Source organism: Mycolicibacterium neoaurum (assembly GCF_036946495.1).
Lineage (GTDB): Bacteria > Actinomycetota > Actinomycetes > Mycobacteriales > Mycobacteriaceae > Mycobacterium > Mycobacterium neoaurum_B.
Genome location: NZ_JAQIIX010000001.1, coordinates 799670 through 826068, shown reverse-complemented (window position 1 = coordinate 826068; position 26399 = coordinate 799670). Strand labels below are relative to the sequence as shown.

Sequence of the window (26399 nt, the reverse complement as noted above, 5' to 3'; positions counted from 1 at the left end):
GTAGGATCTGCAGCCATGGAACCGGCTCGGGGGAGCGCCGCGTCCGGGCGTATCCGGCGGTGGCTGGCGGGGTGGGGACTCAAGGAGTGGCGTCGCGCGGGGTTGGTGGCGATCCTGGTCGCCACCGCCGCGTTCGGCGGGCTGGACACCGTCGACAAGAGGATCACCGACATCAAGGTCGGCGAACGGTTCGACACCGGACGGTTCGAGATGACGGTGCTGCGCGCCACCCTCGTCGACGAGGTCCGCGCCGGTGAGCGCCGCATTTTCGGGCCGAAGCCGGGCCGCCGCTATCTCGGTCTTGTGACGAAGGTGCACAACACCAGCACCCTGCCGGGGCCGGTGGCGCAACCGGTGGAACTGGTCGGGCTGACCGGTGCCGTGAACCTGGCGGCCATCCGGCTGGCCGACGGCACTTTGTCGATAACCCTCGGGCCGGGTCTCACCGATGACGTGGTGCTGATGTGGGATGTTCCCGCCGATGCGGTGGCGGTCGGAGCGGCATTACCGGTGCGGATCAGCAAGGAGGTCCGCAAGATCAACGCGACCGTCGGTCAGGGCTGGGTGTCCAGTCTGACCGACTACGCACAGCTCAGCGTCCCGGTCGGCGGCACACGGTGAGGCGCTCGCTGACCGCCTTGTCGACCGCCGCGGTCATCGCGGCCGGGGCCTGGACGTGGCACAGCCTGCCGATCCCCGACGATGTGTTCGCCCCCTTCGATGTCGAGGTCGCGATGGGACAGCAGGCCACCGGCGCGGCGATCACCGCACAGGTCGACGCCGTCCGGATCGGCCCACGGGTCAAGAAGACCCAGTACCCGCCGGGCATCGTCGACGCGGTCGGTGTCTGGGTCGCTGTCGATGGTGCAGCCATGACGACACGAAGCGACCAGGTGCCCTCGGTCGAACTGATCGTCGGGCCCAACACCTATGTCCCGACCAGCCGGCTCGGGATCATCCCGGTCACCGGGTCACTGGCCCCCGGGATCCGGGCCAGCGGTTCGTGGGTGTTCGACGTACCACCAGATCTCGTGGCGCCCGACCGCGGCCGGATCGCGATGCGAATCTGGGTCGGGGACTGGCGGTTGAATTCCCGGCTGGTCGTCGATATCGATCTGTCCGATCCGCTCGTGCACCGCACCGATCTGATCGATATCGGCCAGGGAAAACAGGTCGGAACATGAAGCTCTGGCAGCGCAATCTGATCGGCACCGCCGTCGCCGCCGCGACGGCGGTCACCGCCACCGTGTTCATCCTGGAACCGGAGTGGACCGACTACCGGCGCACCGTCGTGCCCGCCCACACCGCCGCGCCGCGGCAGTCCATCGAGGTCGATGGACAGACATGGTCGGTCCGCAATGTCAGCCGCACGACGACCAAATACGGGTCGGCCCTGCCCGAGGGCACGGTCCAGCTGAACGTGCTGATCGAGCGAACCGGCACGGCCGCCGAGGAATTCGGCTGCACCGGCTACCTGATCGAGGGGGAGCGTTCGTGGCGTGGCAGCGGCCCGCCGTGCGGTACTGAGATGTCGCTACCGTGGACGTTCCTGGTGCCGTCGAGCGCGGAGCCGACTGCCGTGGACGTCAGGCGACCGGACGGCTCGATTCTGCTCCGGCTGGAGCTGTAGCCGCGGCAGAGCGCTGCACGCACCAGGCCAGTGCGCAGGCCACCAGACAGATCCGCAGCGGCTCGATGATCGAATGCGAGATCAAGGCCATCACGTCCCAGGTGGCGAACCAGAATCCGATGTCGTGCGGTCCGATCAGCCAGGCCATGCCGCGGAAGAGATAGCCCGGGCCCAGCTGCGCCCGATAGAAGCTGCCTGCCATGTCCAGCCACGCCAGGCCGAGGTAGCCGAGCACATACATCGACAGTGCGAGCACGCCGCCGGCGGCGATGACGTGGGCTGAGTCGGTGATCGGTTTGAACTTGCCGATCTGCCCGGTCAGCTGATTGCGCACCTCGGTGCGCACCTTGCCGGGGACGCGTTTCCAGCCGGTGCTCAACCGGGTGCGTCTCGTCTCGGCGCGCTGCATCCACCGGTCGATCCGGGCGCCACCGATTCGTTGAGCCTCGGCCCGCCAGTCGGCCTTGGCGGTGGCGCCGTAGACGATGCACGCGACGGCCAGCCAGATCAGCGGGACCGCCGCGCCACCGAAGACGGTGCTGATGGCCCAAATCACGGCATCCCATATCTTCTGGAGGAACTGCACATGAGAGAACAGACTCTCGCGAGTGTCGTTGAACCACACGATGATCCGTCGCTCGGCAATCCAGGCCGACGGGTTGATCAGAATCGTGAGACCCTGGCTGGCCGAGTAGGTCAGCACCAGGAACACCCACAGCGTGTCCAGGTAGACCTGAACCGGCAGCAACCAGGTCGGTGTGCGGTCCTTAAGCCGGCCGAGGGCGAACCGGGCCACCAGCGCCAGGCCGATGATGACGAGGGTGACGGTGCCAACCGGCAGCATGCTCGGATGAAGTGTGGGCGAGGAATCCGGCGACATCATCGCCGCGCCCGCGCGGTACTCCATGGCGCGATACTCGAAGGACAGCCAGTCCTCCCGAAACATCTGCCAGGCCAGATAGATTGCGAAGAACGGCACTATGATGGTAGCGAAGATGTCGATGTGACGGGCAGGTCGCCGCGCCAGTCCGGCCAGCGCGGGAATGCCCGGCCGTATCACCAGGAACATCGCCACATAGGACCCGAGCCGCGCCATACCGGCCAGCGGCATGATCAGCGAGGCCCACACGTAGTTGTCATAGCCGGCCCAGGCGGCCCATTCGATGGCGCCCATCCGGCCGAGATACCCGACGAGATAACAGGCCACCAACTGCGGGAAATAGCGCACGCACAGCGTCACCGGCGCCAGCACGTATCGCACGGCATTCATCCTAAGTGGCCCCCCGACCGAATTTTCCGGTCAGCCTACGGTGTCGGACAACTCGAGCCAGCGCTCCTCCAGCGCGGCAACCTCGGATTCCAGCTCCCGCAGCCCACCGCTGAGCCGTTGCAGCCCTTCGTAATCGTCCTGATCGTGTTCGGCGAGCCGGACGTGGGCGGCGTCGATCTGGGCGGCGAGCTTCTCCAGCTTGCGTTCGATCGCCGAGATCTCCTTCTGCGCGGTGCGCAGGTCGGCGCCCGACAACCCCTCCTGGACAGGCTGTTTCGCGGCCGCTGGACCGGTCTGCGACGCATGCGCAGCCCGCAATCGTAGATACTCATCGACCCCGCCGGGCAGATGCCGCAGATGCCCACCGAGGATGCCGTACTGCTGGTCGGTGACGCGCTCCAGGAAATAGCGGTCGTGGCTGACCACGATCAGCGTGCCCGGCCACGAGTCGAGCAGGTCTTCCATCGCCGCCAACATGTCGGTGTCCAGATCGTTGGTCGGCTCGTCGAGGATCAGCACATTGGGCTGCTCGAGCAGGATCAGCAGCAGCTGCAGACGACGCTGCTGACCACCGGACAGATCCTTCACCGGAGTCGACAGCTGTGCGCTGCCGAACCCGAGCCGCTCGAGGAGCTGGCTCGGGGTGAGCTCCTGGGCCTTGGAACCGGCCCCGAATGTGTAGGTGGTGGCCAACCGGCTCAGCACCACCCGGACCGGTTCGTCGAGATGGTCGGCCAGCCGATCGGCGCCCTGGGTGAGAGTGGCGATGTGGACGGTCTTGCCGGTTTTGACGCGTCCCTCGGTCGGCTGCACGGAACCGTCGACGAGACCGAGCAGGGTTGATTTGCCCGCCCCGTTCACCCCGAGGATGCCGGTGCGTTCACCCGGTGCGATGCGCCATTCGACATCGCGTAGCACGGTCTTCTCGCCATAGCTGACCGAGACGTCCAACAGATCGACCACCTGCTTGCCCAACCGGGTGACGGCCAGAGACTGCAGCGCGACCTTGTCCCGGATCTCGGGTACGTCGGCGATCAACGCGTTGGCGGCGTCGATGCGGAATTTCGGTTTGGAGGTGCGCGCCGGTGCGCCGCGTCGCAGCCAGGCGAGTTCCTTGCGGGCCAGGTTCTGCCGGCGCGCCTCGATCGTGGCGGCCTGTCGATCACGCTCCACGCGCTGCAGGATGTAGGCGGCATAGCCGCCGTCGAACGGCTCGACGATCCGGTCGTGCACCTCCCAGGTGGTGGTGCACACCTCGTCGAGGAACCAGCGGTCGTGCGTGACGACCAGCAGCCCACCCGCGGACGCTGACCAGCGTCGCTTGAGATGTTCGGCCAGCCAGGTGATGGCCTCCACGTCGAGGTGGTTGGTCGGCTCGTCGAGGGCGAGCACGTCGTGGTCGCCGGCCAGCAGTCGGGCCAGCGCGACCCGCCGCCGCTGACCGCCCGACAGCGTGCCGAGGACCGCATCCCAGCTCAGGTCGCCGAGCAACCCGGCGATGACGTCACGTCCGCGCGGATCACCGGCCCACACATGTTCGGGCACGTCGCCGACGACGGCATGCCCGATGGTGTCGTCGGAATCGAGGGTGTCGGCCTGATCGAGCACGCCGACCCGCACCCCGCCGCGCACCGTCACGCGGCCCGAATCGGGTCGCACCCTGCCTGCCAGCATGGCCAACAGGCTGGACTTTCCGTCGCCGTTGCGTCCGACGATGCCGATCCGGTCACCCTCGTTTACCCCGAGGGAGACCGAGTCGAAGACCACCTTGGTGGGATATTCCAGATGTAGGGCCTCGGCCCCGAGAAGATGCGCCATGTCGCGTCCAGGTTAGGCGGGGCCGCGCTGTACATTCGCGGCGGCCGACCACTGGTGCTGTGCCATGATGTCGGGGCAATCGGGGGATTGGCGCTGGTGTCGACGCATACGGTAGGGGAGCACTGTGGTGGATTTCTCACTGGTTACCGGTCCGGTGAGCCGACTGCTGGCCACCGCTCAGAACGGCATCGAGGTGCTGCGCTACGGCGGTCTGGAGACCGGGGCGGTGCCCTCGCCGTACCAGATCATCGAGAGCGTGCCGATGTACCGGTTGCGACGCTATTTCCCGCCGGATACCCGACCCGGCGCCGCGCCGGCCGGCCCGCCGGTGCTGATGGTGCACCCGATGATGATGTCGGCCGATATGTGGGATGTCACCCGTGCGGACGGTGCGGTCGGCATCCTGCACTCCGCGGGCATCGACCCGTGGGTGATCGATTTCGGTTCACCCGATCAGGTCGAGGGCGGGATGCAACGCAACCTGGCCGACCACGTGGTGGCGCTCAGCGAGGCCATCGACACCGTGAAGCGGGTGACCGGCAGTGACGTGCACCTGGCCGGGTACTCCCAAGGCGGCATGTTCTGCTACCAGACGGCGGCGTATCGCAGGTCCAAGGATCTGGCGAGCATCATCGGGTTCGGGTCCCCGGTCGACACCCTGGCAGCGTTGCCGATGGGTATCCCGCCCAACGTCGGTGCGGTCGCCGCCAGCTTCATGGCCGACCATGTCTTCTCCCGCATCGACATCCCGGGGTGGTTGGCGCGCACCGGGTTCCAGATGCTCGATCCGATCAAGACGACGCAGGCCCGGTTGGACTTCCTGCGCCAACTCCACGACCGTGAGGCGCTGCTCCCGCGTGAGCAGCAGCGCCGGTTCCTGGACTCGGAGGGCTGGATCGCCTGGTCGGGGCCTGCCATCTCGGAGCTTCTCAAGCAGTTCATCGCACACAACCGGATGATGTCGGGCGGGTTCAACATCCGCGGTGAGCTGGTGACGCTCGCCGATATCAAGTGCCCGGTGCTTGCCGTGGTCGGCGAGGTCGACGATATCGGCCAGCCCGCAGCGGTACGCGGGATCAAGACTGCCGCACCGCAGGCCGATACCTACGAATATCTGATCCGCGCAGGGCATTTCGGGTTGGTCGTCGGATCCAAGGCGGCCACCCAGACCTGGCCGACGGTGGCCTCCTGGGTCAAGTGGCGCAGCGGTGACGGTGAGTTGCCCGAGGCCGTCGTCCCCATGGGGGAGCAACCCGACGAGTCCACCGACAGCGGGGTGGCGCTGGCCTCTCGCGTCGCGCACGGCGCGGCAGCCGCTTCCGAGCTGGCCTTCGAGCTGGCCCGCTCGGCCGCTGATGCAGTTGTCGCGACCAACAAGTCGGCGCGCACGCTCCTCGTCGAGACCGCGCGCACCCTGCCCCGGCTGGCCCGGCTCGGCCAGATCAACGACCACACCCGGATCTCGCTGGGCCGGATCATGACCGAACAGGCGCTGGGTCACCCCGACGGCGAGTTCCTGCTGTTCGACGGTCGTGTGCACACCTACGAGGCGGTCGACCGCCGCGTCAACAACGTCGTGCGCGGGTTGATCGACGTCGGCGTCCGCCAGGGCGTGCGGGTCGGTGTGCTGATGCAGACCCGACCCAGCGCCCTGGTCGCCATCGCCGCACTGTCCCGGCTGGGAGCGGTGGCGGTGCTGATGCCCCCGGATGCCGATCTGGCCCTGGCGGCCCGACTCGGCGGTGTGGTCGAGATCCTCACCGATCCGGCGAACCTGGAGGCAGCGCGCACGCTGGACCGCCGGGTACTGGTGCTGGGCGGCGGCGAGACGCGTGAGTTGCAGCTGCCCGAACCGGGCAGTGGTTCCGCCGAGGTCATCGACATGGAGCGCATCGACCCGGACCGTGTCGAATTGCCCGGTTGGTACCGCCCGAATCCCGGTTTCGCCCGCGATGTCGCCTATATCGCCTTCGCGACGGTCAACGGGGAACTGGTGGCCCGCCAGATCACCAACTATCGCTGGGCGCTCTCGGCGTTCGGCACGGCGTCGGCCGCCAACCTCGGCAACCGCGACACCGTGTACTGCCTCACCCCGCTACATCACCCTTCCGGGCTGTTGGTGAGCCTCGGTGGCGCGGTCGTCGGCGGCGCCCGGATCGCCTTGTCGCGAGGGCTGGCCCCCGACCGGTTCCTGCATGAGATCCGTCAATACGGCGTCACCGTGGTGTCCTACACGTGGGCGATGCTGCGTGAGGTCATCGACGATCCCTCGTTCGTCCTCAACGGCACACTGTCGGTGCGCCTGTTCATCGGAGCCGGCATGCCCACCGGGCTGTGGCGTCGGGTCAGCGAGGTGTTCGCCCCGGCCCACGTCGTCGAGTTCTTCGCGACCACCGACGGGCAGGCGGTGATGGCCAACGTCGCCGACGTGAAGCCCGGATGCAAGGGCCGGCCGCTGCCGGGCGGCCCGTTCGTCGAGCTCGCGGCCTATGACGTCGACGAAGATCTGATCCTGGAGGACGAGCGCGGTTTCGTGCTGCGGGCTCAACCCGGTGAGGTCGGGCTGTTGCTCGCACGCCCCCGGGGTCCCATCGATCCGACCGCGTCGGTCAAGCGGGGCGTCTTCGCGCCCGCGGACACCTGGGTGTCCACCGAGCAGCTTTTCCGTCGTGATGACGACGGTGACTACTGGCTGGTCGACAGCCGCAGCGCGGTGATCCGCACCCCGGCTGGCGTGGTGTTCACCGCCGCGGTCAACGATGCGGTCGGCCGCATCGGCGCGGTCGATCTGGCGGTCACCTACTGCGTGGACGGTGCCGACGGTCCGCTGGTACTGACGGCGGTGGCGTTGCGTCCCGGTGGCAGCGTTCCCAGCGCGGAGGTCACCGAGGCGCTGGCCGCCCTGCCGGTCGGCCGCGCCCCGGATGTGGTCTATGCGGCACCGGAGATGACCCTCGGTGCCTCGTACCGGCCGGAGGTGGGTCCGCTGCGTTCCGCGGGCATCCCGAAGTCCACCCGTAACGCCTGGTACTTCGACGGCGATACGTTGCAGTACAAGCGCATGACCGCTGCGGTGCGTGCCGAGCTGGGTCTGTGAGACCGAGCCCGGCGCGCGGTGCGCTGTTAGGCTCCCGGCTAGGAGGATCGTGATGACATCATTCACTCGGCGTTCGCTGGCGGCAGCCATGATCGCCGCCGGATTGCTGACCGGCGGCACCACCGCGACCGCGCATGCCGACATCTTGGACAGCCTCGCGGATATCTACGCCTCCGGCGCGTCCGGCGGTCAGGTGTCCAAGCTCCTCGAGTCGGCCATCACGCTCCGAAATCGAGGCATTCCGCCGTCACCGGGTAACCAGGCTGCACTGCGGGCCGCGCTGGACCAGCGTCCCAACCTCGTGCCGCTGACCGAGGCGCTGCAGGCCACCGTCGCCCAGCAACGCCAGGCGCTGCAGCGCGCGGCGGCAGGCAAGGCGAGCCCGGCGCCGGTCGGCCCGGCCGCCCCGTGGGTGCCGCCGGACCCCGACAACGACCAGCCGCTGGCGCCTCCGGGGTGGGGCAGCAGCATCGCCCCGTTCGGCTGATCGTGACACTCGACGCCAAGCTTCTGGAGATCCTGGTCTGCCCCGAGGACCGCGGACCGCTCCATCATGTCGCCGGTGAGTGTCTGTACAACCCTCGGCTGCGCCGCGCGTACCGCATCGACGCCGGTATCCCGGTGTTGTTGATCGACGAGGCGGTGACCATCACCGACGACGCCGAGCACGCCCGCCTGATCGGCGCGGCCCAGGCGGATCCGCGCTGACCCAGCGCGGTTGGTGACCGAGGGTCGAGCGCGGGCACAATCGGTGCGTGGGTGCAGCGGAGTTGTCGGCGGACCCGGTGGACTCGGCACGTCGGCTGGTGGGTGCGCGGCTTTTCGGCCGCGGGGTCAGCGCCACCATCGTCGAGGTCGAGGCCTATGGCGGACCGTCCGATGGTCCGTGGCCAGACCCTTCCGCACACTCGTTTCGTGGCATGCGGCCGCGTAACGCGGTGATGTTCGGCCCCGCTGGTCGGCTCTACACCTATCGCAGCCACGGGATCCATGTGTGCGCCAACGTGTCCTGCGGACCCGACGGGGTCGCGGCCGCAGTGCTGCTGCGTGCAGCGGTGATCGACGACGGTGAGCCCGTGGCCCGATCCCGGCGCGGTCTCGGCGCACCCGATCACGGTCTTGCCCGAGGTCCGGGAAATCTGTGCTCGGCCCTGGGAATCAATATGGAAGACAACGGAATCGACCTTTTTGCACCGACCTCCGCGGTGCGTCTTGAGTTGGCTGATCCGGTCGCCGCGGTCGAGGGGCCGCGGGTAGGGGTCAGCACCGCCGCGGACCGGGCATGGCGGTTCTGGTTGCCAGGATGTCGGGAGGTGTCGGTTTACCGGCGCAGTCCACGGGCACCCGCGCCGGGTGCCAGCGACTGATACAGGAAGATGGCAGCGTGAGTACGGGCATCCTGGATGAGCTGGAATGGCGCGGACTGATCGCGCAGTCGACCGACCTGGAGGCGCTGGCCGATGCGCTGGCCGATGGCCCGCTGACGCTGTACTCGGGTTTCGATCCGACGGCGCCGAGCCTGCACGCCGGGCATCTCGTGCCGCTGCTGACATTGCGCCGGTTCCAGCAGTTCGGGCACCGACCCATCGTGCTGGCCGGCGGGGCGACCGGATTGATCGGCGACCCGCGTGACAGCGGTGAACGCACCATGCAGACCAGCGACACCGTCTCCGCCTGGGCTGATCGCATCCGTGGGCAGCTGGAACGGTTCGTCGAGTTCGATGATTCGGAGACCGGCGCGGTGGTCGAGAACAACCTGTCCTGGACTGGACCGATGTCGGCCATCGAGTTCCTGCGTGACGTGGGCAAGTACTTCTCGGTCAACGTCATGCTCGACCGCGACACGGTTCGTCGCCGCTTGGAGGGCGACGGGATGTCCTACACCGAGTTCAGCTACATGCTGCTGCAGGCCAACGACTTCGTGCAGTTGCACGACCGGTACGGATGCGCGCTGCAGATCGGCGGATCCGATCAGTGGGGCAACATCGTCGCCGGCGTACGCCTGGTGCGCCAACAGCGCGGGGCCACCGCCCATGCGCTGACCACACCGCTGGTCACCGACTCGACAGGCAAGAAGTTCGGCAAATCGACCGGCGGCGGGAACCTCTGGCTGGATCCGGAGTTGACCAGCCCGTATGCCTGGTACCAGTACTTCGTCAACACCGCGGACGCCGATGTCGTGCCCTACCTGCGCTGGTTCACCTTCCTGAGCCGCGGCGAGATAGACGAGTTGGCCGAGGCCACCGCATCACGTCCGCACGAGCGCGCTGCCCAACGCCGGCTGGCGCGCGAGCTCACCACGCTCGTGCACGGTCAGGCCGCGACCGATTCCGTCGAGCTGGCCAGTCAGGCCCTGTTCGGCCGGGCCGAATTGGCCGATCTCGACGAGTCGACCTTGGGTGCGGCGTTGAAGGAGGCCGGCGACGGCGCGGTGGCCGAGCTCCCTGCCGGCGGAGCCGACGGCATTCTCGACCTCCTGGTGGCCAGTGGATTGGTGGCCAGCCGTGGTGCGGCGAAGCGCACCCTCGCCGAGGGCGGGGTCTACGTGAACAACGTGCGAATCGAAAGCGACGAGTGGATACCACAAGCATCGGACTTTTTGCACCACCGTTGGCTGGTGTTGCGACGTGGCAAGCGCAACATTGCCGGGGTTGTGCGAGCGACTGCCGGTTCGTAACGCGACTGGCGCTCTGACCAGCGAAGATGTCGAGCTGACCAGGCGATTTGACTCGCTGTTAGCCCTGCCGTAACTTATTCCAGGTCAGAGCGACACGGCCTCAAGCCGGAGAGCGAAGACAAATCCGAGAGAGAAACCCTTAACGGGGGAGTACCTCACTGCCCGCACTACGGACCGCGGCTTTTAGCCGCGGACTTGTTGCGCGGTCAGGATCGGGCGTGTTGTTTGAGAACTCAATAGTGTGTTTGGTGGTTTTTGTTTGTTGTTTTTTGCCATCTTGGTGGGGGACTCCCCGTCTTCCTGCCACGTAAGATGGTTTTTTTTTGATGCCAGTTTTTGGTGTCTTTTGTTTGTGATCGGATTTTTCTGATTCGAATTCTGCCTGCGCCTTTTTGGGTGTGGGGGTTTTTGTTTGGAGAGTTTGATCCTGGCTCAGGACGAACGCTGGCGGCGTGCTTAACACATGCAAGTCGAACGGAAAGGCCCTTCGGGGTGCTCGAGTGGCGAACGGGTGAGTAACACGTGGGTGATCTGCCCTGCACTTTGGGATAAGCCTGGGAAACTGGGTCTAATACCGAATATGATCATCGGCTTCATGGTCGGTGGTGGAAAGCTTTTGCGGTGTGGGATGGGCCCGCGGCCTATCAGCTTGTTGGTGGGGTAATGGCCTACCAAGGCGACGACGGGTAGCCGGCCTGAGAGGGTGACCGGCCACACTGGGACTGAGATACGGCCCAGACTCCTACGGGAGGCAGCAGTGGGGAATATTGCACAATGGGCGCAAGCCTGATGCAGCGACGCCGCGTGAGGGATGACGGCCTTCGGGTTGTAAACCTCTTTCAGCACAGACGAAGCGCAAGTGACGGTATGTGCAGAAGAAGGACCGGCCAACTACGTGCCAGCAGCCGCGGTAATACGTAGGGTCCGAGCGTTGTCCGGAATTACTGGGCGTAAAGAGCTCGTAGGTGGTTTGTCGCGTTGTTCGTGAAAACTCACAGCTTAACTGTGGGCGTGCGGGCGATACGGGCAGACTAGAGTACTGCAGGGGAGACTGGAATTCCTGGTGTAGCGGTGGAATGCGCAGATATCAGGAGGAACACCGGTGGCGAAGGCGGGTCTCTGGGCAGTAACTGACGCTGAGGAGCGAAAGCGTGGGGAGCGAACAGGATTAGATACCCTGGTAGTCCACGCCGTAAACGGTGGGTACTAGGTGTGGGTTTCCTTCCTTGGGATCCGTGCCGTAGCTAACGCATTAAGTACCCCGCCTGGGGAGTACGGCCGCAAGGCTAAAACTCAAAGGAATTGACGGGGGCCCGCACAAGCGGCGGAGCATGTGGATTAATTCGATGCAACGCGAAGAACCTTACCTGGGTTTGACATGCACAGGACGACTGCAGAGATGTGGTTTCCCTTGTGGCCTGTGTGCAGGTGGTGCATGGCTGTCGTCAGCTCGTGTCGTGAGATGTTGGGTTAAGTCCCGCAACGAGCGCAACCCTTGTCCTATGTTGCCAGCGGGTTATGCCGGGGACTCGTAGGAGACTGCCGGGGTCAACTCGGAGGAAGGTGGGGATGACGTCAAGTCATCATGCCCCTTATGTCCAGGGCTTCACACATGCTACAATGGCCGGTACAAAGGGCTGCGATGCCGTGAGGTGGAGCGAATCCTTTCAAAGCCGGTCTCAGTTCGGATCGGGGTCTGCAACTCGACCCCGTGAAGTCGGAGTCGCTAGTAATCGCAGATCAGCAACGCTGCGGTGAATACGTTCCCGGGCCTTGTACACACCGCCCGTCACGTCATGAAAGTCGGTAACACCCGAAGCCGGTGGCCTAACCCTTGTGGAGGGAGCCGTCGAAGGTGGGATCGGCGATTGGGACGAAGTCGTAACAAGGTAGCCGTACCGGAAGGTGCGGCTGGATCACCTCCTTTCTAAGGAGCACCACGAGACCTCGGCCCGCCCACATCGTGTGGGGGTTCGGTGTTCGAGGCGATTCGTTGGATGGCTCGACCTCTGTAGTGGAGGCGGGTCTGGTGCACGACAACAAACATTTTTGGTCTTTTGGGACTGGCTGCCAGGCACACTATTGGGCTTTGAGACAACAGGCCCTGCGATCGCATGCTCGGTGGAGTGTGTGGGTCGGCCGCGAGGGATCAGGCGTTGGTCTGGTGTTCGGACGGTGTTTGTTGTTGCCCTGCTTTGGTGGTGGGGTGTGGTGTTTGATTTGTGGATAGTGGTTGCGAGCATCTAGCACGCAAGAAGGCTCTGACTGGGGCGCTGGCTTTCGGGTTGGTGTTGTTGGTTGGGGTGTTGTTGTGTGTGTTTGATGTGCAATTTCTTTTTTTGATCTGGTTTTTTGTGTTGTAAGTGTTTAAGGGCGCATGGTGGATGCCTTGGCATTAGGAGCCGATGAAGGACGTGGGAGGCTGCGATATGCCTCGGGGAGCTGCCAACCGAGCGTGGATCCGAGGATGTCCGAATGGGGAAACCCAGCACGAGTGATGTCGTGTTACCTGCATCTGAATATATAGGGTGCAGGGGGGAACGCGGGGAAGTGAAACATCTCAGTACCCGTAGGAAGAGAAAACAATTGTGATTCCGTGAGTAGTGGCGAGCGAAAGCGGAGGATGGCTAAACCGTATGCATGTGATACCCGGCGGGGGTTGTGTGTGCGGGGTTGTGGGGCGTTTCTTCTCAGCACCGCCGTGCTGGGCGACAGTGAGAAAAGTGTGTGTTAGTCGAAGGGCCTGGGATGGTCTGTCGTAGAGGGTGAGAGTCCCGTAGGCGAAAACATGCACTCTGTTGTGAGACTGTTCCCCGAGTAGCAGCGGGCCCGTGAAATCTGCTGTGAATCTGCCGGGACCACCCGGTAAGCCTGAATACTTCCTAATGACCGATAGCGGATTAGTACCGTGAGGGAATGGTGAAAAGTACCCCGGGAGGGGAGTGAAATAGTACCTGAAACCGTGTGCCTACAATCCGTCAGAGCCCTCCTTTGGTGGGGTGATGGCGTGCCTTTTGAAGAATGAGCCTGCGAGTCAGGGACATGTCGCGAGGTTAACCCGTGTGGGGTAGCCGCAGCGAAAGCGAGTCTGAATAGGGCGTATCCAATCCAGAGGGGTTGGTGTAGTGGTGTGTTCTGGACCCGAAGCGGAGTGATCTACCCATGGCCAGGGTGAAGCAGCAGTAAGATGTTGTGGAGGCCCGAACCCACTTAGGTTGAAGACTGAGGGGATGAGTTGTGGGTAGGGGTGAAAGGCCAATCAAACTCCGTGATAGCTGGTTCTCCCCGAAATGCATTTAGGTGCAGCGTTGCGTGTTTCTTACTGGAGGTAGAGCTACTGGATGGCCGATGGGCCTCACAAGGTTACTGACGTCAGCCAAACTCCGAATGCCGGTAAGTGAAAGCGTGGCAGTGAGACGGCGGGGGATAAGCTCCGTGCGTCGAGAGGGAAACAGCCCAGATCGCCGGCTAAGGCCCCTAAGCGTGTGCTAAGTGGAAAAGGATGTGCAGTCGCGAAGACAACCAGGAGGTTGGCTTAGAAGCAGCCACCCTTGAAAGAGTGCGTAATAGCTCACTGGTCAAGTGATTGTGCGCCGATAATGTAGCGGGGCTCAAGCACACCGCCGAAGCCGCGGCATCAACTTTTGTTGATGGGTAGGGGAGCGTCCTGCACCCAGTGAAGCAGCCTGGTAATGGAGCTGTGGAGGGTGTGGGAGTGAGAATGCAGGCATGAGTAGCGATAAGGCAAGTGAGAACCTTGCCCGCCGAAAGACCAAGGGTTCCTGGGGCAGGCCAGTCCGCCCAGGGTGAGTCGGGACCTAAGGCGAGGCCGACAGGCGTAGTCGATGGACAACGGGTTGATATTCCCGTACCCGTGTGTGCGCGCCCATGATGAATCAGAGGTACTAACCGCCCAAATGGTGGCCTATCCAATCCTTCGGGAGCGGAAAGTTGCCGGCTGCGCGGGACCTTCTCTGGTAGTAGTCAAGCGATGGGGTGACGCAGGAAGGTAGCCGTACCAGTCAGTGGTAATACTGGGGCAAGCCTGTAGGACGAGACATAGGCAAATCCGTGTCTCATATGTCTGAGAGGTGATGCATAGCCGAGTGAGGCGAATTCGGTGATCCTATGCTGCCGAGAAAAGCCTCTAGCGAGCTCACACACGGCCCGTACCCCAAACCAACACAGGTGGTCAGGTAGAGAATACTAAGGCGTACGAGTTAACTATGGTTAAGGAACTCGGCAAAATGCCCCCGTAACTTCGGGAGAAGGGGGACCTCCATACCGTCAACACCCTTGCGGTGGGTAGCGGGAGGGGGTGGCACAAACCAGTGAGAAGCGACTGTTTACTAAAAACACAGGTCCGTGCGAAGTCGCAAGACGATGTATACGGACTGACGCCTGCCCGGTGCTGGAAGGTTAAGAGGACCCGTTAATCCTTCGGGGTGAAGCGGAGAATTTAAGCCCCAGTAAACGGCGGTGGTAACTATAACCATCCTAAGGTAGCGAAATTCCTTGTCGGGTAAGTTCCGACCTGCACGAATGGCGTAACGACTTCTCAACTGTCTCAACCATAGACTCGGCGAAATTGCACTACGAGTAAAGATGCTCGTTACGCGCGGCAGGACGAAAAGACCCCGGGACCTTCACTACAACTTGGTATTGGTGCTCGATACGGTTTGTGTAGGATAGGTGGGAGACTGTGAAGCATGCACGCCAGTGTGTGTGGAGTCGTTGTTGAAATACCACTCTGATCGTATTGGGCCTCTAACTTCGAACCGTATATCCGGTTCAGGGACAGTGCCTGGTGGGTAGTTTAACTGGGGCGGTTGCCTCCTAAAATGTAACGGAGGCGCCCAAAGGTTCCCTCAACCTGGACGGCAATCAGGTGTTGAGTGTAAGTGCACAAGGGAGCTTGACTGCGAGACGTACATGTCGAGCAGGGACGAAAGTCGGGACTAGTGATCCGGCACCTCTGAGTGGAAGGGGTGTCGCTCAACGGATAAAAGGTACCCCGGGGATAACAGGCTGATCTTCCCCAAGAGTCCATATCGACGGGATGGTTTGGCACCTCGATGTCGGCTCGTCGCATCCTGGGGCTGGAGCAGGTCCCAAGGGTTGGGCTGTTCGCCCATTAAAGCGGCACGCGAGCTGGGTTTAGAACGTCGTGAGACAGTTCGGTCTCTATCCGCCGCGCGCGTCAGAAGCTTGAGGAAACCTGTCCCTAGTACGAGAGGACCGGGACGGACGAACCTCTGGTCTACCAGTTGTCCCACCAGGGGCACTGCTGGATAGCTACGTTCGGACAGGATAACCGCTGAAAGCATCTAAGCGGGAAACCTCTTCCAAGACCAGGCTTCTCACCCTTTTAGAGGGATAAGGCCCCCCGCAGACCACGGGATCGATAGACCAGACCTAGAAGACCAGCAATGGTCGCAGGGAACTGGCACTAACCGGCCGAAAACTTACACACACCCACCCCTGGTGGGTAACAAAATCAACCATGTGTAAGAAACAAGATGACGCACACAAACGTGACGCCCGCAACCACACACATCCACATTGGACACGCACAAACCAGAAATGGTTTTGACGCACCCCACCACCAAAACACAAAGATTTCCCACAACCAATACAGTGGGACGCCCAGAAAAGGGTGAATAAAGTTACGGCGGCCATAGCGGCAGGGAAACGCCCGGTCCCATCCCGAACCCGGAAGCTAAGCCTACCAGCGCCAATGATACTACCCAACAGGGTGGAAAAGTAGGACACCGCCGAACACACATTAAACCTCGGCCCTCCAACACAGTTGGAGGGCCGAGGCATTTGTGCATCTCTGAGCGTTTATCAACCATTTCTATTTGCAGAATTGATTGACAATGAATGGTCGTATTCACTGCAACTGTCGTATTTAGCCGACTCCCGGCTATCCTTCTGCGAGACGGTTGATCAATCAGGAAGGCGACTGTGGCCGAGGACAGACAAGGCAACAGCGACGATCGGCGACACCGCCGGGCCACGGGCGACAATCCGCGTTCCGGAGGGAACAGCGGTCAACGCTCGAGCGCCGACGGCGCACAGCGTTCCGGTAGTGGCGGTTACGCCCGCCGGGGTGGACGCGACCGGCCGAAGCCGCCGCGATCGGATGGTCCGCGGCGAGACTTTCGGGGCGGTAGCGAGAACATCACCACCGGACCGCGGATTCCCAACGAGATCGAAGCCAAGCAACTGGCCCCGGAGATCCGCAGCGAGCTCATCACCCTCGACAAATCGACAGCCGATGTGGTCGCCCGTCACCTGGTCGCCGCCGGCGAACTGCTCGAGGAGGATCCCGCCGCGGCGCTGGAGCATGCGCGGGCCGCGCGGGCCCGTTCGGGGCGGATCGCCGCGGTGCGTGAGGCCGTCGGGATCGCGGCGTACTACTGCGGTGACTGGGCCCAGGCGCTGGCCGAGCTTCGCGCGGCGCGCAGGATGGGGAGCAAGTCCGCGCTGCTGCCGTTGATTGCCGATTGTGAGCGCGGGGTGGGCCGCCCAGAACGGGCGATCGAATTGGCGCGCGGTCCCGAAGCCGACGAGCTGACCGGTGACGACGCCGAGGAGTTGCGGATGGTCGTGGCCGGGGCACGCTCCGATCTGGGCCAGCACGAGCAGGCCCTCGCCATCCTTTCGAGCCCGCCGCTGGATCCCTCGCGACCCGGGACCACCAATGCCCGGTTGTTCTATGCCACGGCCGAGACTCTGCTGGCCCTCGGCCGGGAGGACGAGGCGGTCCAGGCGTTCATCAATGCCGCGGCGGCCGATGTCGAGGGCGTCACCGACGCCGAAGAACGACTCGCCGAGCTCACCTAGATGGCCTCCCTGGCGCAGCAGCACGATTGCCTGCTCCTGGATCTGGACGGCACCGTCTTTCGTGGGCACGAACCCACACTGGGGGCCGTGGACAGCCTGGCCGCCGTGCAGTCCCGGACACTCTTCGTCACCAACAACGCGTCCCGATCGGCATCCCAGGTCGCCGAGCATCTCGGCGAGCTCGGGTTCACCGCGCGCGATGAGGATGTCGTCACCAGCGCCCAGAGTGCGGCACGGTTGGTCGCCGACCAGGTGCCCGCCGGTTCGGCGGTCTTGATCGTCGGAACGGATGCGCTGGCGGCCGAGATCACCGCCGTCGGTCTCGAACCCGTCCGTACCTTCGCCGCCGATCCGGTCGCTGTGGTCCAGGGCCACAATCCGGATACCGGATGGTCCATTCTGGCCGAGGCGGCCCTGGCCATCCGGGCGGGTGCGCTCTGGGTGGCCGCGAACGTCGACCGCACCTTGCCCTCCGAGCGCGGGCTCCTGCCCGGCAACGGTTCGATGGTCGCCGCGTTGCGCACCGCCACCGACAGCGAACCCCAGGTCGCGGGGAAGCCGGCGCCGAGCCTGATGAAGGATGCACTGGCACGTGGAGACTTCGGCACGCCGCTGGTGGTCGGAGACCGCCTAGACACCGATATCGAGGGCGCCAATGCCGCGGGTCTGCCCAGCCTGATGGTCCTGACCGGGGTCAACGACGCCGCCGACATGGTCCGCGCGGCAGCCGGTAGCCGACCGGACTTCCTCGCCGAAGATCTGCGCTCGCTGCACACCGCAGCCGACGACCTGCGTATCGCGGGACATCCGGCCTGGCGGATCGATATCGACGGCTCCGCTGCGACGGTACGGTCCACCGGCATCGAGACGGCCGACGAGCTCAGTATCGTGCGGGCCACCGCCCACGCCGTGTGGTCTGCCGCGGACGCCCTCGTCATCGAGGCCGGCGATGACACCGCACGGTCGGCGCTGCACCGCTGGTCGCTGCTGGGCTGATCGCATCGGCTAGCGTGATCAGCGATATGAGTACCGAACCCGAGCAGATCCGCGCCGGTATTGCGGCGCTGCTGGCCGATCTGCCGGATCTCGAATCCGGGGGCCTGGAAGACGCCGATATCGACGCGGTGGCCGTACGCCTCGAAGAGGCGCATGACCTCTTGGTACGTGCCCTGGAATCCGTGGAGGGCCGAGGCGACGCGAATCGGGGGCTGTGATTCCGATGACGGCGATCCGATGACACGGCGTGCACGGGTGGATGCCGAGCTGGTCCGTCGGGGGTTGGCGCGTTCGCGCCAACAGGCGGCCGAACTGATCTCCGCCGGCCGGGTCCAGATCGACGGAATGCCTGCGGCCAAGCCGGCCACCACGGTCTCCGTCGACGCCAAACTGACCGTCGCCGCCGACGAGCGGGTATGGGTCTCGCGCGGTGCGCACAAACTGATCGGGGCGCTCGACGCGTTCGGGGTGTCCGTGACCGGGCGACGCTGCCTGGACGCCGGTGCCTCCACCGGCGGATTCACCGAGGTGCTCCTGGACCGTGGCGCCACCGAGGTCGTGGCGGCCGATGTCGGATACGGCCAGCTGGCCTGGTCGCTGCGTTCCGATGACCGGGTCCAGGTGCTCGAACGCACCAACGTCCGTTCATTGACACCGGACCTGATCGGCGGGCCGGTCGACCTGATCGTCGCCGATCTGTCCTTCATCTCACTGGCCACCGTGCTGCCCGCGCTGACCGCCTGCGCTTCCCCACAGGCCGATATCGTTCCCATGGTGAAGCCGCAGTTCGAGGTCGGCAAAGACCGGGTGGGTGCCGGTGGGGTGGTCTCCGATCCCGCCCTGCGTGCCGAGGCGGTTCTGGCCGTCGCGCAGCGGGCCGCGCAATTGCATTGGCACGCAGTGGCTGTCACTGCGAGCCCACTTCCGGGGCCATCCGGCAACGTGGAGTTCTTCCTCCGTCTGCGTACCGGCGACGACGCCGCACTGACCGGTGCCGATCTCGAACGAACCATCCAGCAAGCGATCGACGAAGGGCCGCAATGACCTCCCAGGAATCGAGCCCGGGTCGCACCATCCTGTTGGTGGTGCATACCGGGCGCGAAGAGGCCACCGAGACCGCCCGCCGGGTGGAGAAGGTGCTCGGTGAGCACGGCATCGCGCTGCGGGTGCTGACGGCCGAAGCCGTCGACCGTGGTTCGTTGCACTTGGCGCCGGGGGAGATGCGCGCCCTCGGCGTGGACATCGACGTCGTCGATGCCGACGAGCAGGCCGCCGAGGGGTGCGAGCTGGTCCTCGCCCTCGGCGGTGACGGTACTTTCCTGCGCGCGGCCGAGCTTGCCCGCAATGTCGAGATCCCGGTGCTGGGAATCAATCTCGGCCGGATCGGTTTCCTGGCCGAGGCGGAGGCCGACGCAATCGACAAGGTGCTCGATCACGTCATCGCCAAGGATTACCGCGTCGAGCAGCGTATGACGCTGGACGTCGCGGTCCGCCAGGACGGTGCGGTGCGTGATCGCGGGTGGGCCCTCAACGAGGCCAGCCTGGAGAAGGGTCCGCGCCTGGGTGTGTTGGGCGTGGTGCTCGAGGTCGACGGCCGCCCGGTATCGCAGTTCGGCTGTGACGGCGTGCTGGTTTCGACGCCGACGGGTTCGACGGCCTACGCGTTCTCCGCGGGCGGGCCCATTCTGTGGCCGGATCTGGAGTCGATCCTGGTAGTGCCCAACAACGCCCATGCGCTGTTCGCCCGCCCGATGGTGACCAGTCCGGATGCGTCGATCGCCATCGAGGTCGAAGCCGGCGGTAATGATGCGATTGCCTACTGCGACGGGAGACGCAAGATGGTGGTGCCCGCCGGGGCACGTCTGGAGGTGACCCGCTGCGGTACGTCGTTGAAGTGGGTCCGCTTGGACAGCGCGCCGTTCACCGATCGGCTGGTGCGTAAGTTCCGGCTGCCGGTCAAGGGATGGCGCGGCCAGTAGTGCTTTCCGAGATCCGAATCGAGTCGCTGGGTGCGATCAGCTCGGCGACCGCAGAGTTCGACCGCGGTCTGACGGTGCTGACCGGTGAGACCGGAGCCGGTAAGACCATGGTGGTGACGGGCTTGCATCTGCTGGGCGGCGCCCGCGCAGATGCCAGCAGGGTGCGCACCGGCGCCGCGCGGGCGGTGGTGGAGGGCCGGTTCAGCACCAGCGAACTCGGTGCCGATGTGGCGGCGCGGATCGACGAGATCCTGGAATCGTCCGGCGCCGAGCGCGATGACGACGACAGCGTGATCGCCGCGCGATCGGTCAACCGAGACGGGCCTTCGCGGGCATATCTCGGCGGGCGCAGCGTGCCGGCCAAGTCGCTGAGCACCTTCACCAACGAACTGCTGGCCCTGCACGGTCAAAACGACCAACTCCGCTTGATGCGCCCCGACGAGCAGCGTGGCGCACTGGATCGTTATGCCGATGTGAGTGCGCCGCTGCGGCGCTATCGCGCGGCGCGGGAGCAGTGGTTGGCCGCCCGCCGGGACCTGACCGACCGCACCGATCGCGCCCGCGAACTGGCGATGGAGTCGGACCGTCTGACCTTCGGGCTCAACGAGATCGACGCCGTCGATCCGTCGCCGGGTGAGGACGAGGCACTGGTCGCCGATATTCGCCGACTTTCCGAACTCGATGCGCTGCGCGATGCCGCGGCGGTGGCGCGGGGGTGGTTGGCGGGTCCGATCGACGATGTCGGTGCCGAATCGGCATCGGCCGCCAACGGTGTGGCTCAGGCGCGAGCCGCGTTGAGCGCTACTGACGACGCCGCGTTGCAGGCGTTGGGGGAGCGGCTTGTCGAGGCCATCGCGGTGATCAGCGACGTCTCCGGTGAACTAGGCGACTTCCTGGCCGAATTACCCAGTGACGCCAGCACTCTCGAATCCAAGCTGGCCCGTCAGGCCGAGCTGCGCGGGCTCACCCGTAAGTACGCCCCGGATATCGATGGCGTGCTGGCCTGGGCGGCGGAGTCGCGGACCAGGCTGGCCCAACTCGATGTCTCCGAGGAGGCACTCGCGGGATTACGGGCCCGCGTGGACGAACTGCATGCCGCCGTTGTCGCCGCGGCCGCCGACCTGACCAAGGCGCGCACCAAAGCCGCCAAGGGCCTGGCCAAGGCGGTATCCGCGGAGCTGTCCGGGCTCGCGATGACCGGGGCCGATTTCGGCATCTCGGTCTCTGCGCTGCCCGCTCGCACCGATGATTCGGCCCCGCTGACCTTGACCGACGGTACGGCCGCGCACGCGGGCCACGACGGGGTGGACGCGGTCGAGTTCGGCTTCGCCGCACACAAGGGTACCGAGCTGCTGCCGCTGGCCAAGAGCGCTTCCGGCGGTGAGCTGTCCCGGGTGATGCTCGCCCTGGAAGTGGTGCTTTCGGCCTCCGACGAAGGCACCACCATGGTGTTCGACGAGGTCGACGCCGGTGTGGGCGGGCGCGCCGCCGTGCAGATCGGCCGCCGTCTCGCCAGGTTGGCCCGGAGCCATCAGGTCATCGTGGTCACCCACCTGCCTCAGGTGGCTGCCTATGCCGACACCCATCTGGTCGTCGAGAGCGGACCCAAGTCCAGCAGGGTCGTTCGGCTGGACGACGAGGAACGGGTGGCCGAGCTGGCGCGCATGCTGGCTGGCCTGGGCGATACCGACAGCGGTCGCGCACATGCCCGCGAGCTGTGGGAGTCCGCCCAGCGCGACCGCAACGAGGCCTGAGTCAGCCCGGGTTGGCCGGGGACAGTTCGGCGGTGCTCCAATGCAGCGGGCTCACCTCGGAGATCTCGACCGCCTCGGCGATCTCGAACTCCACGAAACACTGGGCGCCCTCGGCGGTTTCCCACACGATCTGGGCTGCCCCGGTCAATTGCAGTGTGCCACCGGTGTTCCAGTTCGGGATCAGCAGACCGATATTGCGGTTGGTGGCGATATTGCCCAAAGTCATGAACATCGAGTTGCCCCGATAGTCGGGCCAGCGCAGCAGGGTGGGGGAGAGCACCTCAAGAAAGCCGGGATTCCCGCCGCGGTGTGATGCGTCGGCATTGCCGTCGGGGTCGGCGGATCCGATGAAGAACGTGTCTGCTTCGGTGATCCGGCGTCGCATGCCGTCATCGAGGACATCCGTCCCGCGTAGCTCTCGCCGTGCGGGCGGGACGGATACCGCTTCGATATGCCTGCGCGAGATGTATTTCGGGCAATTCGAGTACACCTGATCCGGATGGATGGTCAATGCGGTGTCGGTGATGGTGGCGATGCCATTGATACGCATCCGGTGCCGGCTCTGGGGTTCGATCGCGATCATGCCGACCCGGCGCGCGCGGCCGTTCAGCACATCGTGCAGGGGATCGCCGGGGACGGGCAGCGCCTCGATGGTGACGACGCCGTCGTCAGCGTGCATGAATCCGACCGGGCCGGTGACCAGGCCCGCCCAGACCCGGCCCGCGTCGTCGGTGGCCGCGAGGACCGCCATCGGTAGCTCGGTCAGGAAATCCGCTGCTGCCGCGGGTATCTCGTCGCGCACCATCCTGCTGAGGCGGCGGGCGATATCGCTCTGGCCCAGGCGGCGCTGCACCGCCAGCTCACCCGCGTGATAGACGGTCATGGCGGGCTCAGAAGAAACCGCAGGTGGGCGACTCGCCGTGGGGTGCAGGCTCGTTGTGCACGCCGTCTTTCGTGTAGACCTCGAGCCGAATCCCGTCGGGATCGGTGAAGAAGATCCCGCCCGACGATGTGCCCGCACCGTGTGCGACCACGCCCTCGTGGGTGAAGGTCACGCCGAGGTCCTTGAGCCTCGCCTGCACGGTGCGGACATCATCGATGCTGTCGACCAAGAACGCCAGGTGGTGCAGACCGGGAGTGCGGGTGGAGAACGCGCCGGAGCTCTGTTGCCACAGGGTCACGCGCAGTTCGCCGTCGAGGGCGAGGAAGGCGAACTTGCGGTCGCCATCGTCGTCGATGTGTAACGACTCGAAGCCCAGTGCGCGCCGGTAGAAGTCGATGGACCGACTGAGGTCGGTGACGTTGATGCCGACGTGGCCGGGGGCGAGTTGTGCCGTGGTCATACCAAACCTCCATTAACCGGTGAAATCCATTTCAAAGGTTAGGTCTTGATGGAGCTGCGGTCAACCATCAAAATTGGTTTTACCGGTTATCGCGCTAGAATGCGGTATGCGCGATCCGCGTCCGCTCCTCGGTGAACCACTTGCGCTGGATCTGCTGAACACCACCTGGATGTCGGCGGGCGAGTTGCGCGACCTTCTCGCCGATCTGGATGGCCTACGCTGCTGGCTCGCCACCAATGGGCTCGAAAAGCGCTGTCCGGCCGATGAGAAGGCGCGTATTGCACTGGTGTGCGCCCGGGAGGCGGTGCTTCATGCCGTCGCCCACGGCGAGATCGACGATCTGAACGCCGTGCTCGATCACGGTCGCCTCCGCCGCACTCTCACCAAGGCCGGACCGCACGACGAACCGGAGGTCGACAGCGCGGAGTGGTTGTCGGCGTGGCTGGCCGCCGACGATCTGCTGCGATTGCTCACCCGGGCCCCGGATCGAATCAAGCAGTGCGCTCATGAGCACTGTGTCCTGTGGTTTCACGACACCTCGAAGAACGGCACCCGCCGCTGGTGCTCGATGGCCGCCTGCGGCAACCGGGCGAAGGTCGCCCGGCACTATTCGGCGAAGCGAGACTGACATCGTTCCGGTGTTGCAGTTGTGACAAAAGAAAACTACTGGGGCTGATGTTACGGCGCGCCTCCACCTCAACTTGAGGGTTCGAGTCCAGAATCGGCTGCATGAAGATGTCAGCGTTGCTATCGCGTAATGCCAGCTCAAAGCCGGGCGTCATCGGTACGGCCCGCGTTGATCGCGACATCGATCGATTGCTTCGCCGAATCGGCCCGGGAGACATCGCCGTCCTCGACGCGCAGGACCTCGACCGCATCACTGCCGATGCGCTCGTCGAAGCTGAGGTCGCCGGTGTGGTGAACGCCTCGCCGTCGATTTCCGGGCGCTATCCCAATCTTGGTCCCGAGGTGTTGGTCGCCAACGGCATCGTCCTCATCGATGAGGCCGGCCCGGAGATCTTCAAGAAGATCAAGGACGGCGCCAAGATCCGGCTCAACAACGGTGGCGTCTACTCCGGTGACCGCCGCATCGGTCTGGGTTCCGAGCGCACCGATCTGGAGATCCACGAGCTGATGGTCGAGGCCAAGAGCGGTTTGGTCGCGCACCTGGAGGCCTTCGCGGGCAACACCATCGAGTTCATCCGCAGCGAGAGCCCACTGTTGATCGACGGCATGGGTATCCCCGACATCGACGTCGACATGGACCGTCGCCATGTCGTCGTCGTGGCCGAGGGCGATTCTGCCGCCGACGATCTCAAGGCGCTCAAACCGTTCATCAAGGAGTACCAGCCGGTGCTCGTGGGTGTCGGTGCAGGCGCTGACCTGCTGCGCAAGGCCGGTTACCGCCCGGCGCTCATCGTCGGCGATCCCAGCTCCATCAGCACCGACGCGCTGCGCTGCGGCGCCCAGGTCGTGCTGCCTGCCGACGCCGACGGGCACGCGCCCGGTCTGGAACGCATCCAGGATCTCGGTGTCGGCGCCATGACCTTCCCGGCGGCCGGTTCGGCTGCCGATCTGGCGCTGCTGCTGTGCCACCACCACGGCGCCTCGCTGATCGTCACCGCCGGGCACAGCGCGACCATCGAGGAGTTCTTCGACCGCTCGCGCCAGCAGAGCAATCCGTCGACGTTTTTGACCAGGCTCAAGGTCGGCGAAAAGCTCGTCGATGCCAAGGCGGTCTCCACCCTGTACCGCAGCCGGGTTTCCGGCGGCGCGATCGCGCTGCTGGTGTTGGCGATGCTGCTGGCGGTCATCGTGGCGCTGTGGGTGACGCAGGCCGACGCGGCGGTCATCGACTGGGTTGTCGACTACTGGAACCGTTTCCTGCTGTGGGTGCAGGGTCTGGTTTCCTAGCCATCCGCAGCTGACGGGAGCAGATCGTGATTTCTCTTCGCTCACATGCCATCTCGCTGGCCGCCGTGTTCCTGGCGTTGGCGGTCGGGGTGGTCCTGGGATCGGGCCTGTTCGCCGACACCGTGCTCTCGGGGCTGCGCAACGACAAGGCCGAGCTGCGGACCGAAATCGAGACGCTCACCGACGAGAAGAATGAACTCAACGAAAAGCTGAGTGCGGCTGGTGAATTCGATGCGCTGATGGCTCCCAGGATGCTGCGCGACACCTTGCGTGGCACCTCGGTGATGATGTTCCGCACCCCGGATGCCGCGGATGACGATGTCGAGGCGGTCAACCGGATGCTCGCCCAGGGCGGTGGAAGGGTCGCCGGAACCATCACCCTGACACCGCAATTCGTGGACGCCAACTCCTCGGAGAAGCTGCTGTCGGTGGTCAACTCACCGATCGTCCCCGTCGGTCGGCAGCTCGCCACCACCTCCGTCGACCAGGGTTCGCAGGCCGGCGACCTGTTGGGTATCGCGGTGTTGTCCGGCAAGGACCCCGCCGTGCCCGACGACCAGCGCGACGTCGTATTGCAGACCCTGCGCGACACCGGATTCATCACCTATGACGGACAGATCGGCGCCGCCGACACCGCGGTCATCATCACCGGCGGTTCACTCGGCGACGATGCGGGCAATCGGGGCGCCACGGTCGCGCGGTTCGCCGCGGCGCTGGCACCACATGGCGGGGGGACGGTGCTGGCCGGCCGCGATGGCTCGGCGACCGGGACCGCGGCGGTCGCGGTCGTCCGATCGGATGCGGCCCTGTCCAACGCGGTGACGACTGTCGACGATATCGGCGCAGAATCCGGGCGGATCACCGCGGCGCTGGCCCTCAGTGATCTTTTGCGCGGAAGTCAGCCGGGCCGGTACGGCATCGGCCAGGGTGCGACGTCGGTCACGGTGCCGCAATAGCGGCGGGTTACATCTCCACTCGCCCGGGTTACGGCGCGTCAGTATCAGCATGTCCGCGCTGGTGTTAAGGTGAGATTCCGTGGGTCGGCAGGCCCTGAATAGGCCGAAACCTATTC

Annotated in this window: 21 protein-coding genes and 3 rRNA genes; 20 read left to right on the top strand and 4 right to left on the bottom strand. The window is 64.9% G+C overall.

Annotation, left to right across the window (positions count from 1 at the left end; translation table 11 throughout):
* Window positions 1-15 precede the first annotated feature (15 nt).
* Genes PGN27_RS03825 through PGN27_RS03815 form a run of 3 tightly spaced genes read left to right on the top strand, consistent with a single transcriptional unit; the run spans window position 16 to window position 1630 of the window.
* Window positions 16-621 carry a hypothetical protein gene (locus PGN27_RS03825; RefSeq protein WP_335324895.1) on the top strand — a complete coding sequence of 202 codons (606 nt, stop codon included), beginning with the start codon at window positions 16-18 and terminating at the stop codon, window positions 619-621.
* Window positions 618-1184, top strand: coding sequence for a hypothetical protein (locus PGN27_RS03820; RefSeq protein WP_335324894.1), 567 nt, complete (start codon window positions 618-620; stop codon window positions 1182-1184). The genes PGN27_RS03825 and PGN27_RS03820 overlap by 4 nt, the downstream gene beginning before the upstream one ends.
* Entirely contained in the window at window positions 1181-1630 is a 450-nt protein-coding gene (locus tag PGN27_RS03815; RefSeq protein WP_335324893.1) for a hypothetical protein, read from the top strand. Before PGN27_RS03820 ends, PGN27_RS03815 begins: the two co-directional genes overlap by 4 nt.
* Here PGN27_RS03815 and PGN27_RS03810 read toward each other — a convergent pair.
* Window positions 1587-2900 (bottom strand): hypothetical protein, encoded by a 1314-nt coding sequence (locus PGN27_RS03810; RefSeq protein ID WP_418888522.1) that lies wholly within the window; start codon window positions 2898-2900, stop codon window positions 1587-1589. The two genes, PGN27_RS03815 and PGN27_RS03810, sit on opposite strands and share 44 nt — an antisense overlap.
* 30 nt (window positions 2901-2930) lie before the next feature.
* Entirely contained in the window at window positions 2931-4718 is a 1788-nt protein-coding gene (locus tag PGN27_RS03805; RefSeq protein WP_335324891.1) for an ABC-F family ATP-binding cassette domain-containing protein, read from the bottom strand.
* A gap of 124 nt (window positions 4719-4842) precedes the next feature.
* Between PGN27_RS03805 and PGN27_RS03800 the strand changes: the two genes are divergently transcribed.
* The 14 genes from PGN27_RS03800 to recN all read left to right on the top strand — a co-directional run bounded on the left by PGN27_RS03800 (window position 4843) and on the right by recN (window position 22070).
* Window positions 4843-7815, top strand: a complete 2973-nt coding sequence (locus tag PGN27_RS03800) for an acyl-CoA synthetase (RefSeq protein ID WP_335324890.1) — start codon at window positions 4843-4845, stop codon at window positions 7813-7815.
* A gap of 52 nt (window positions 7816-7867) precedes the next feature.
* Window positions 7868-8302, top strand: coding sequence for a hypothetical protein (locus PGN27_RS03795; protein ID WP_335324889.1), 435 nt, complete (start codon window positions 7868-7870; stop codon window positions 8300-8302).
* Window positions 8302-8523, top strand: a complete 222-nt coding sequence (locus tag PGN27_RS03790; RefSeq protein ID WP_335325220.1) for a Trm112 family protein — start codon at window positions 8302-8304, stop codon at window positions 8521-8523. The genes PGN27_RS03795 and PGN27_RS03790 overlap by 1 nt, the downstream gene beginning before the upstream one ends.
* Before the next feature lie 47 nt (window positions 8524-8570).
* On the top strand, window positions 8571-9182 hold the full coding sequence (locus tag PGN27_RS03785) for a DNA-3-methyladenine glycosylase (RefSeq protein ID WP_335324888.1): 612 nt from the start codon (window positions 8571-8573) through the stop codon (window positions 9180-9182).
* A 17-nt stretch (window positions 9183-9199) separates the two neighbouring features.
* A complete protein-coding gene (tyrS, locus tag PGN27_RS03780; protein ID WP_335324887.1) occupies window positions 9200-10492 on the top strand; it encodes a tyrosine--tRNA ligase in 1293 nt (430 codons plus the stop codon).
* Between the two features lie 409 nt (window positions 10493-10901).
* Window positions 10902-12419, top strand: a 16S ribosomal RNA gene (locus PGN27_RS03775).
* Window positions 12420-12849: 430 nt separating this feature from the next.
* Window positions 12850-15965, top strand: a 23S ribosomal RNA gene (locus PGN27_RS03770).
* A 194-nt stretch (window positions 15966-16159) separates the two neighbouring features.
* Window positions 16160-16272 (top strand): 5S ribosomal RNA (gene rrf, locus PGN27_RS03765).
* The 16S, 23S and 5S rRNA genes sit together here, the layout of an rRNA operon.
* A 187-nt stretch (window positions 16273-16459) precedes the next feature.
* Window positions 16460-17341, top strand: a complete 882-nt coding sequence (locus PGN27_RS03760; protein WP_335324886.1) for a tetratricopeptide repeat protein — start codon at window positions 16460-16462, stop codon at window positions 17339-17341.
* Entirely contained in the window at window positions 17342-18337 is a 996-nt protein-coding gene (locus PGN27_RS03755; protein ID WP_335324885.1) for an HAD-IIA family hydrolase, read from the top strand.
* Between the two features lie 26 nt (window positions 18338-18363).
* Window positions 18364-18555: a hypothetical protein gene (locus tag PGN27_RS03750; protein ID WP_335324884.1), complete on the top strand. Its 192-nt coding sequence runs from the start codon at window positions 18364-18366 to the stop codon at window positions 18553-18555.
* Window positions 18556-18574: 19 nt separating this feature from the next.
* Complete coding sequence (locus tag PGN27_RS03745; RefSeq protein ID WP_335324883.1) at window positions 18575-19381, top strand: TlyA family RNA methyltransferase; 807 nt, start codon at window positions 18575-18577, stop codon at window positions 19379-19381.
* Window positions 19378-20316 (top strand): NAD kinase, encoded by a 939-nt coding sequence (locus PGN27_RS03740; protein ID WP_030137488.1) that lies wholly within the window; start codon window positions 19378-19380, stop codon window positions 20314-20316. Before PGN27_RS03745 ends, PGN27_RS03740 begins: the two co-directional genes overlap by 4 nt.
* Complete coding sequence (recN, locus tag PGN27_RS03735) at window positions 20316-22070, top strand: DNA repair protein RecN (RefSeq protein WP_335325219.1); 1755 nt, start codon at window positions 20316-20318, stop codon at window positions 22068-22070. Before PGN27_RS03740 ends, recN begins: the two co-directional genes overlap by 1 nt.
* A gap of 1 nt (window position 22071) precedes the next feature.
* Here recN and PGN27_RS03730 read toward each other — a convergent pair whose 3' ends face one another.
* Both PGN27_RS03730 and PGN27_RS03725 read right to left on the bottom strand, forming a co-directional pair.
* Window positions 22072-22953 (bottom strand): pyridoxamine 5'-phosphate oxidase family protein, encoded by an 882-nt coding sequence (locus PGN27_RS03730; RefSeq protein ID WP_335324882.1) that lies wholly within the window; start codon window positions 22951-22953, stop codon window positions 22072-22074.
* A gap of 7 nt (window positions 22954-22960) precedes the next feature.
* Complete coding sequence (locus PGN27_RS03725; protein ID WP_335324881.1) at window positions 22961-23413, bottom strand: VOC family protein; 453 nt, start codon at window positions 23411-23413, stop codon at window positions 22961-22963.
* Between the two features lie 106 nt (window positions 23414-23519).
* Here PGN27_RS03725 and PGN27_RS03720 point away from each other — a divergent pair, with 106 nt between their 5' ends.
* The 3 genes from PGN27_RS03720 (at window position 23520) to PGN27_RS03710 (ending at window position 26283) form a co-directional block, all read left to right on the top strand.
* Window positions 23520-24041, top strand: a complete 522-nt coding sequence (locus tag PGN27_RS03720; protein ID WP_335324880.1) for a CGNR zinc finger domain-containing protein — start codon at window positions 23520-23522, stop codon at window positions 24039-24041.
* Between the two features lie 101 nt (window positions 24042-24142).
* Window positions 24143-25327: a putative cytokinetic ring protein SteA gene (steA, locus tag PGN27_RS03715; RefSeq protein WP_335324879.1), complete on the top strand. Its 1185-nt coding sequence runs from the start codon at window positions 24143-24145 to the stop codon at window positions 25325-25327.
* A 26-nt stretch (window positions 25328-25353) separates the two neighbouring features.
* Window positions 25354-26283: a copper transporter gene (locus PGN27_RS03710; RefSeq protein WP_335324878.1), complete on the top strand. Its 930-nt coding sequence runs from the start codon at window positions 25354-25356 to the stop codon at window positions 26281-26283.
* Window positions 26284-26399 lie beyond the last annotated feature (116 nt).

Excerpts from the sequence above, each read along its gene's own strand:
- PGN27_RS03825 (WP_335324895.1), top strand. The coding sequence starts at position 16 with ATGGAACCGGCTCGGGGGAGCGCCGCGTCCGGGCGTATCCGGCGGTGG.
- PGN27_RS03815 (WP_335324893.1), top strand. The coding sequence starts at position 1,181 with ATGAAGCTCTGGCAGCGCAATCTGATCGGCACCGCCGTCGCCGCCGCG.
- PGN27_RS03810 (WP_418888522.1), bottom strand. The coding sequence starts at position 2,900 with ATGAATGCCGTGCGATACGTGCTGGCGCCGGTGACGCTGTGCGTGCGC.
- PGN27_RS03805 (WP_335324891.1), bottom strand. The coding sequence starts at position 4,718 with ATGGCGCATCTTCTCGGGGCCGAGGCCCTACATCTGGAATATCCCACC.
- PGN27_RS03795 (WP_335324889.1), top strand. The coding sequence starts at position 7,868 with ATGACATCATTCACTCGGCGTTCGCTGGCGGCAGCCATGATCGCCGCC.
- PGN27_RS03755 (WP_335324885.1), top strand. The coding sequence starts at position 17,342 with ATGGCCTCCCTGGCGCAGCAGCACGATTGCCTGCTCCTGGATCTGGAC.
- PGN27_RS03750 (WP_335324884.1), top strand. The coding sequence starts at position 18,364 with ATGAGTACCGAACCCGAGCAGATCCGCGCCGGTATTGCGGCGCTGCTG.
- PGN27_RS03745 (WP_335324883.1), top strand. The coding sequence starts at position 18,575 with ATGACACGGCGTGCACGGGTGGATGCCGAGCTGGTCCGTCGGGGGTTG.
- PGN27_RS03740 (WP_030137488.1), top strand. The coding sequence starts at position 19,378 with ATGACCTCCCAGGAATCGAGCCCGGGTCGCACCATCCTGTTGGTGGTG.
- PGN27_RS03730 (WP_335324882.1), bottom strand. The coding sequence starts at position 22,953 with ATGACCGTCTATCACGCGGGTGAGCTGGCGGTGCAGCGCCGCCTGGGC.
- PGN27_RS03725 (WP_335324881.1), bottom strand. The coding sequence starts at position 23,413 with ATGACCACGGCACAACTCGCCCCCGGCCACGTCGGCATCAACGTCACC.
- PGN27_RS03720 (WP_335324880.1), top strand. The coding sequence starts at position 23,520 with ATGCGCGATCCGCGTCCGCTCCTCGGTGAACCACTTGCGCTGGATCTG.
- steA (WP_335324879.1), top strand. The coding sequence starts at position 24,143 with ATGAAGATGTCAGCGTTGCTATCGCGTAATGCCAGCTCAAAGCCGGGC.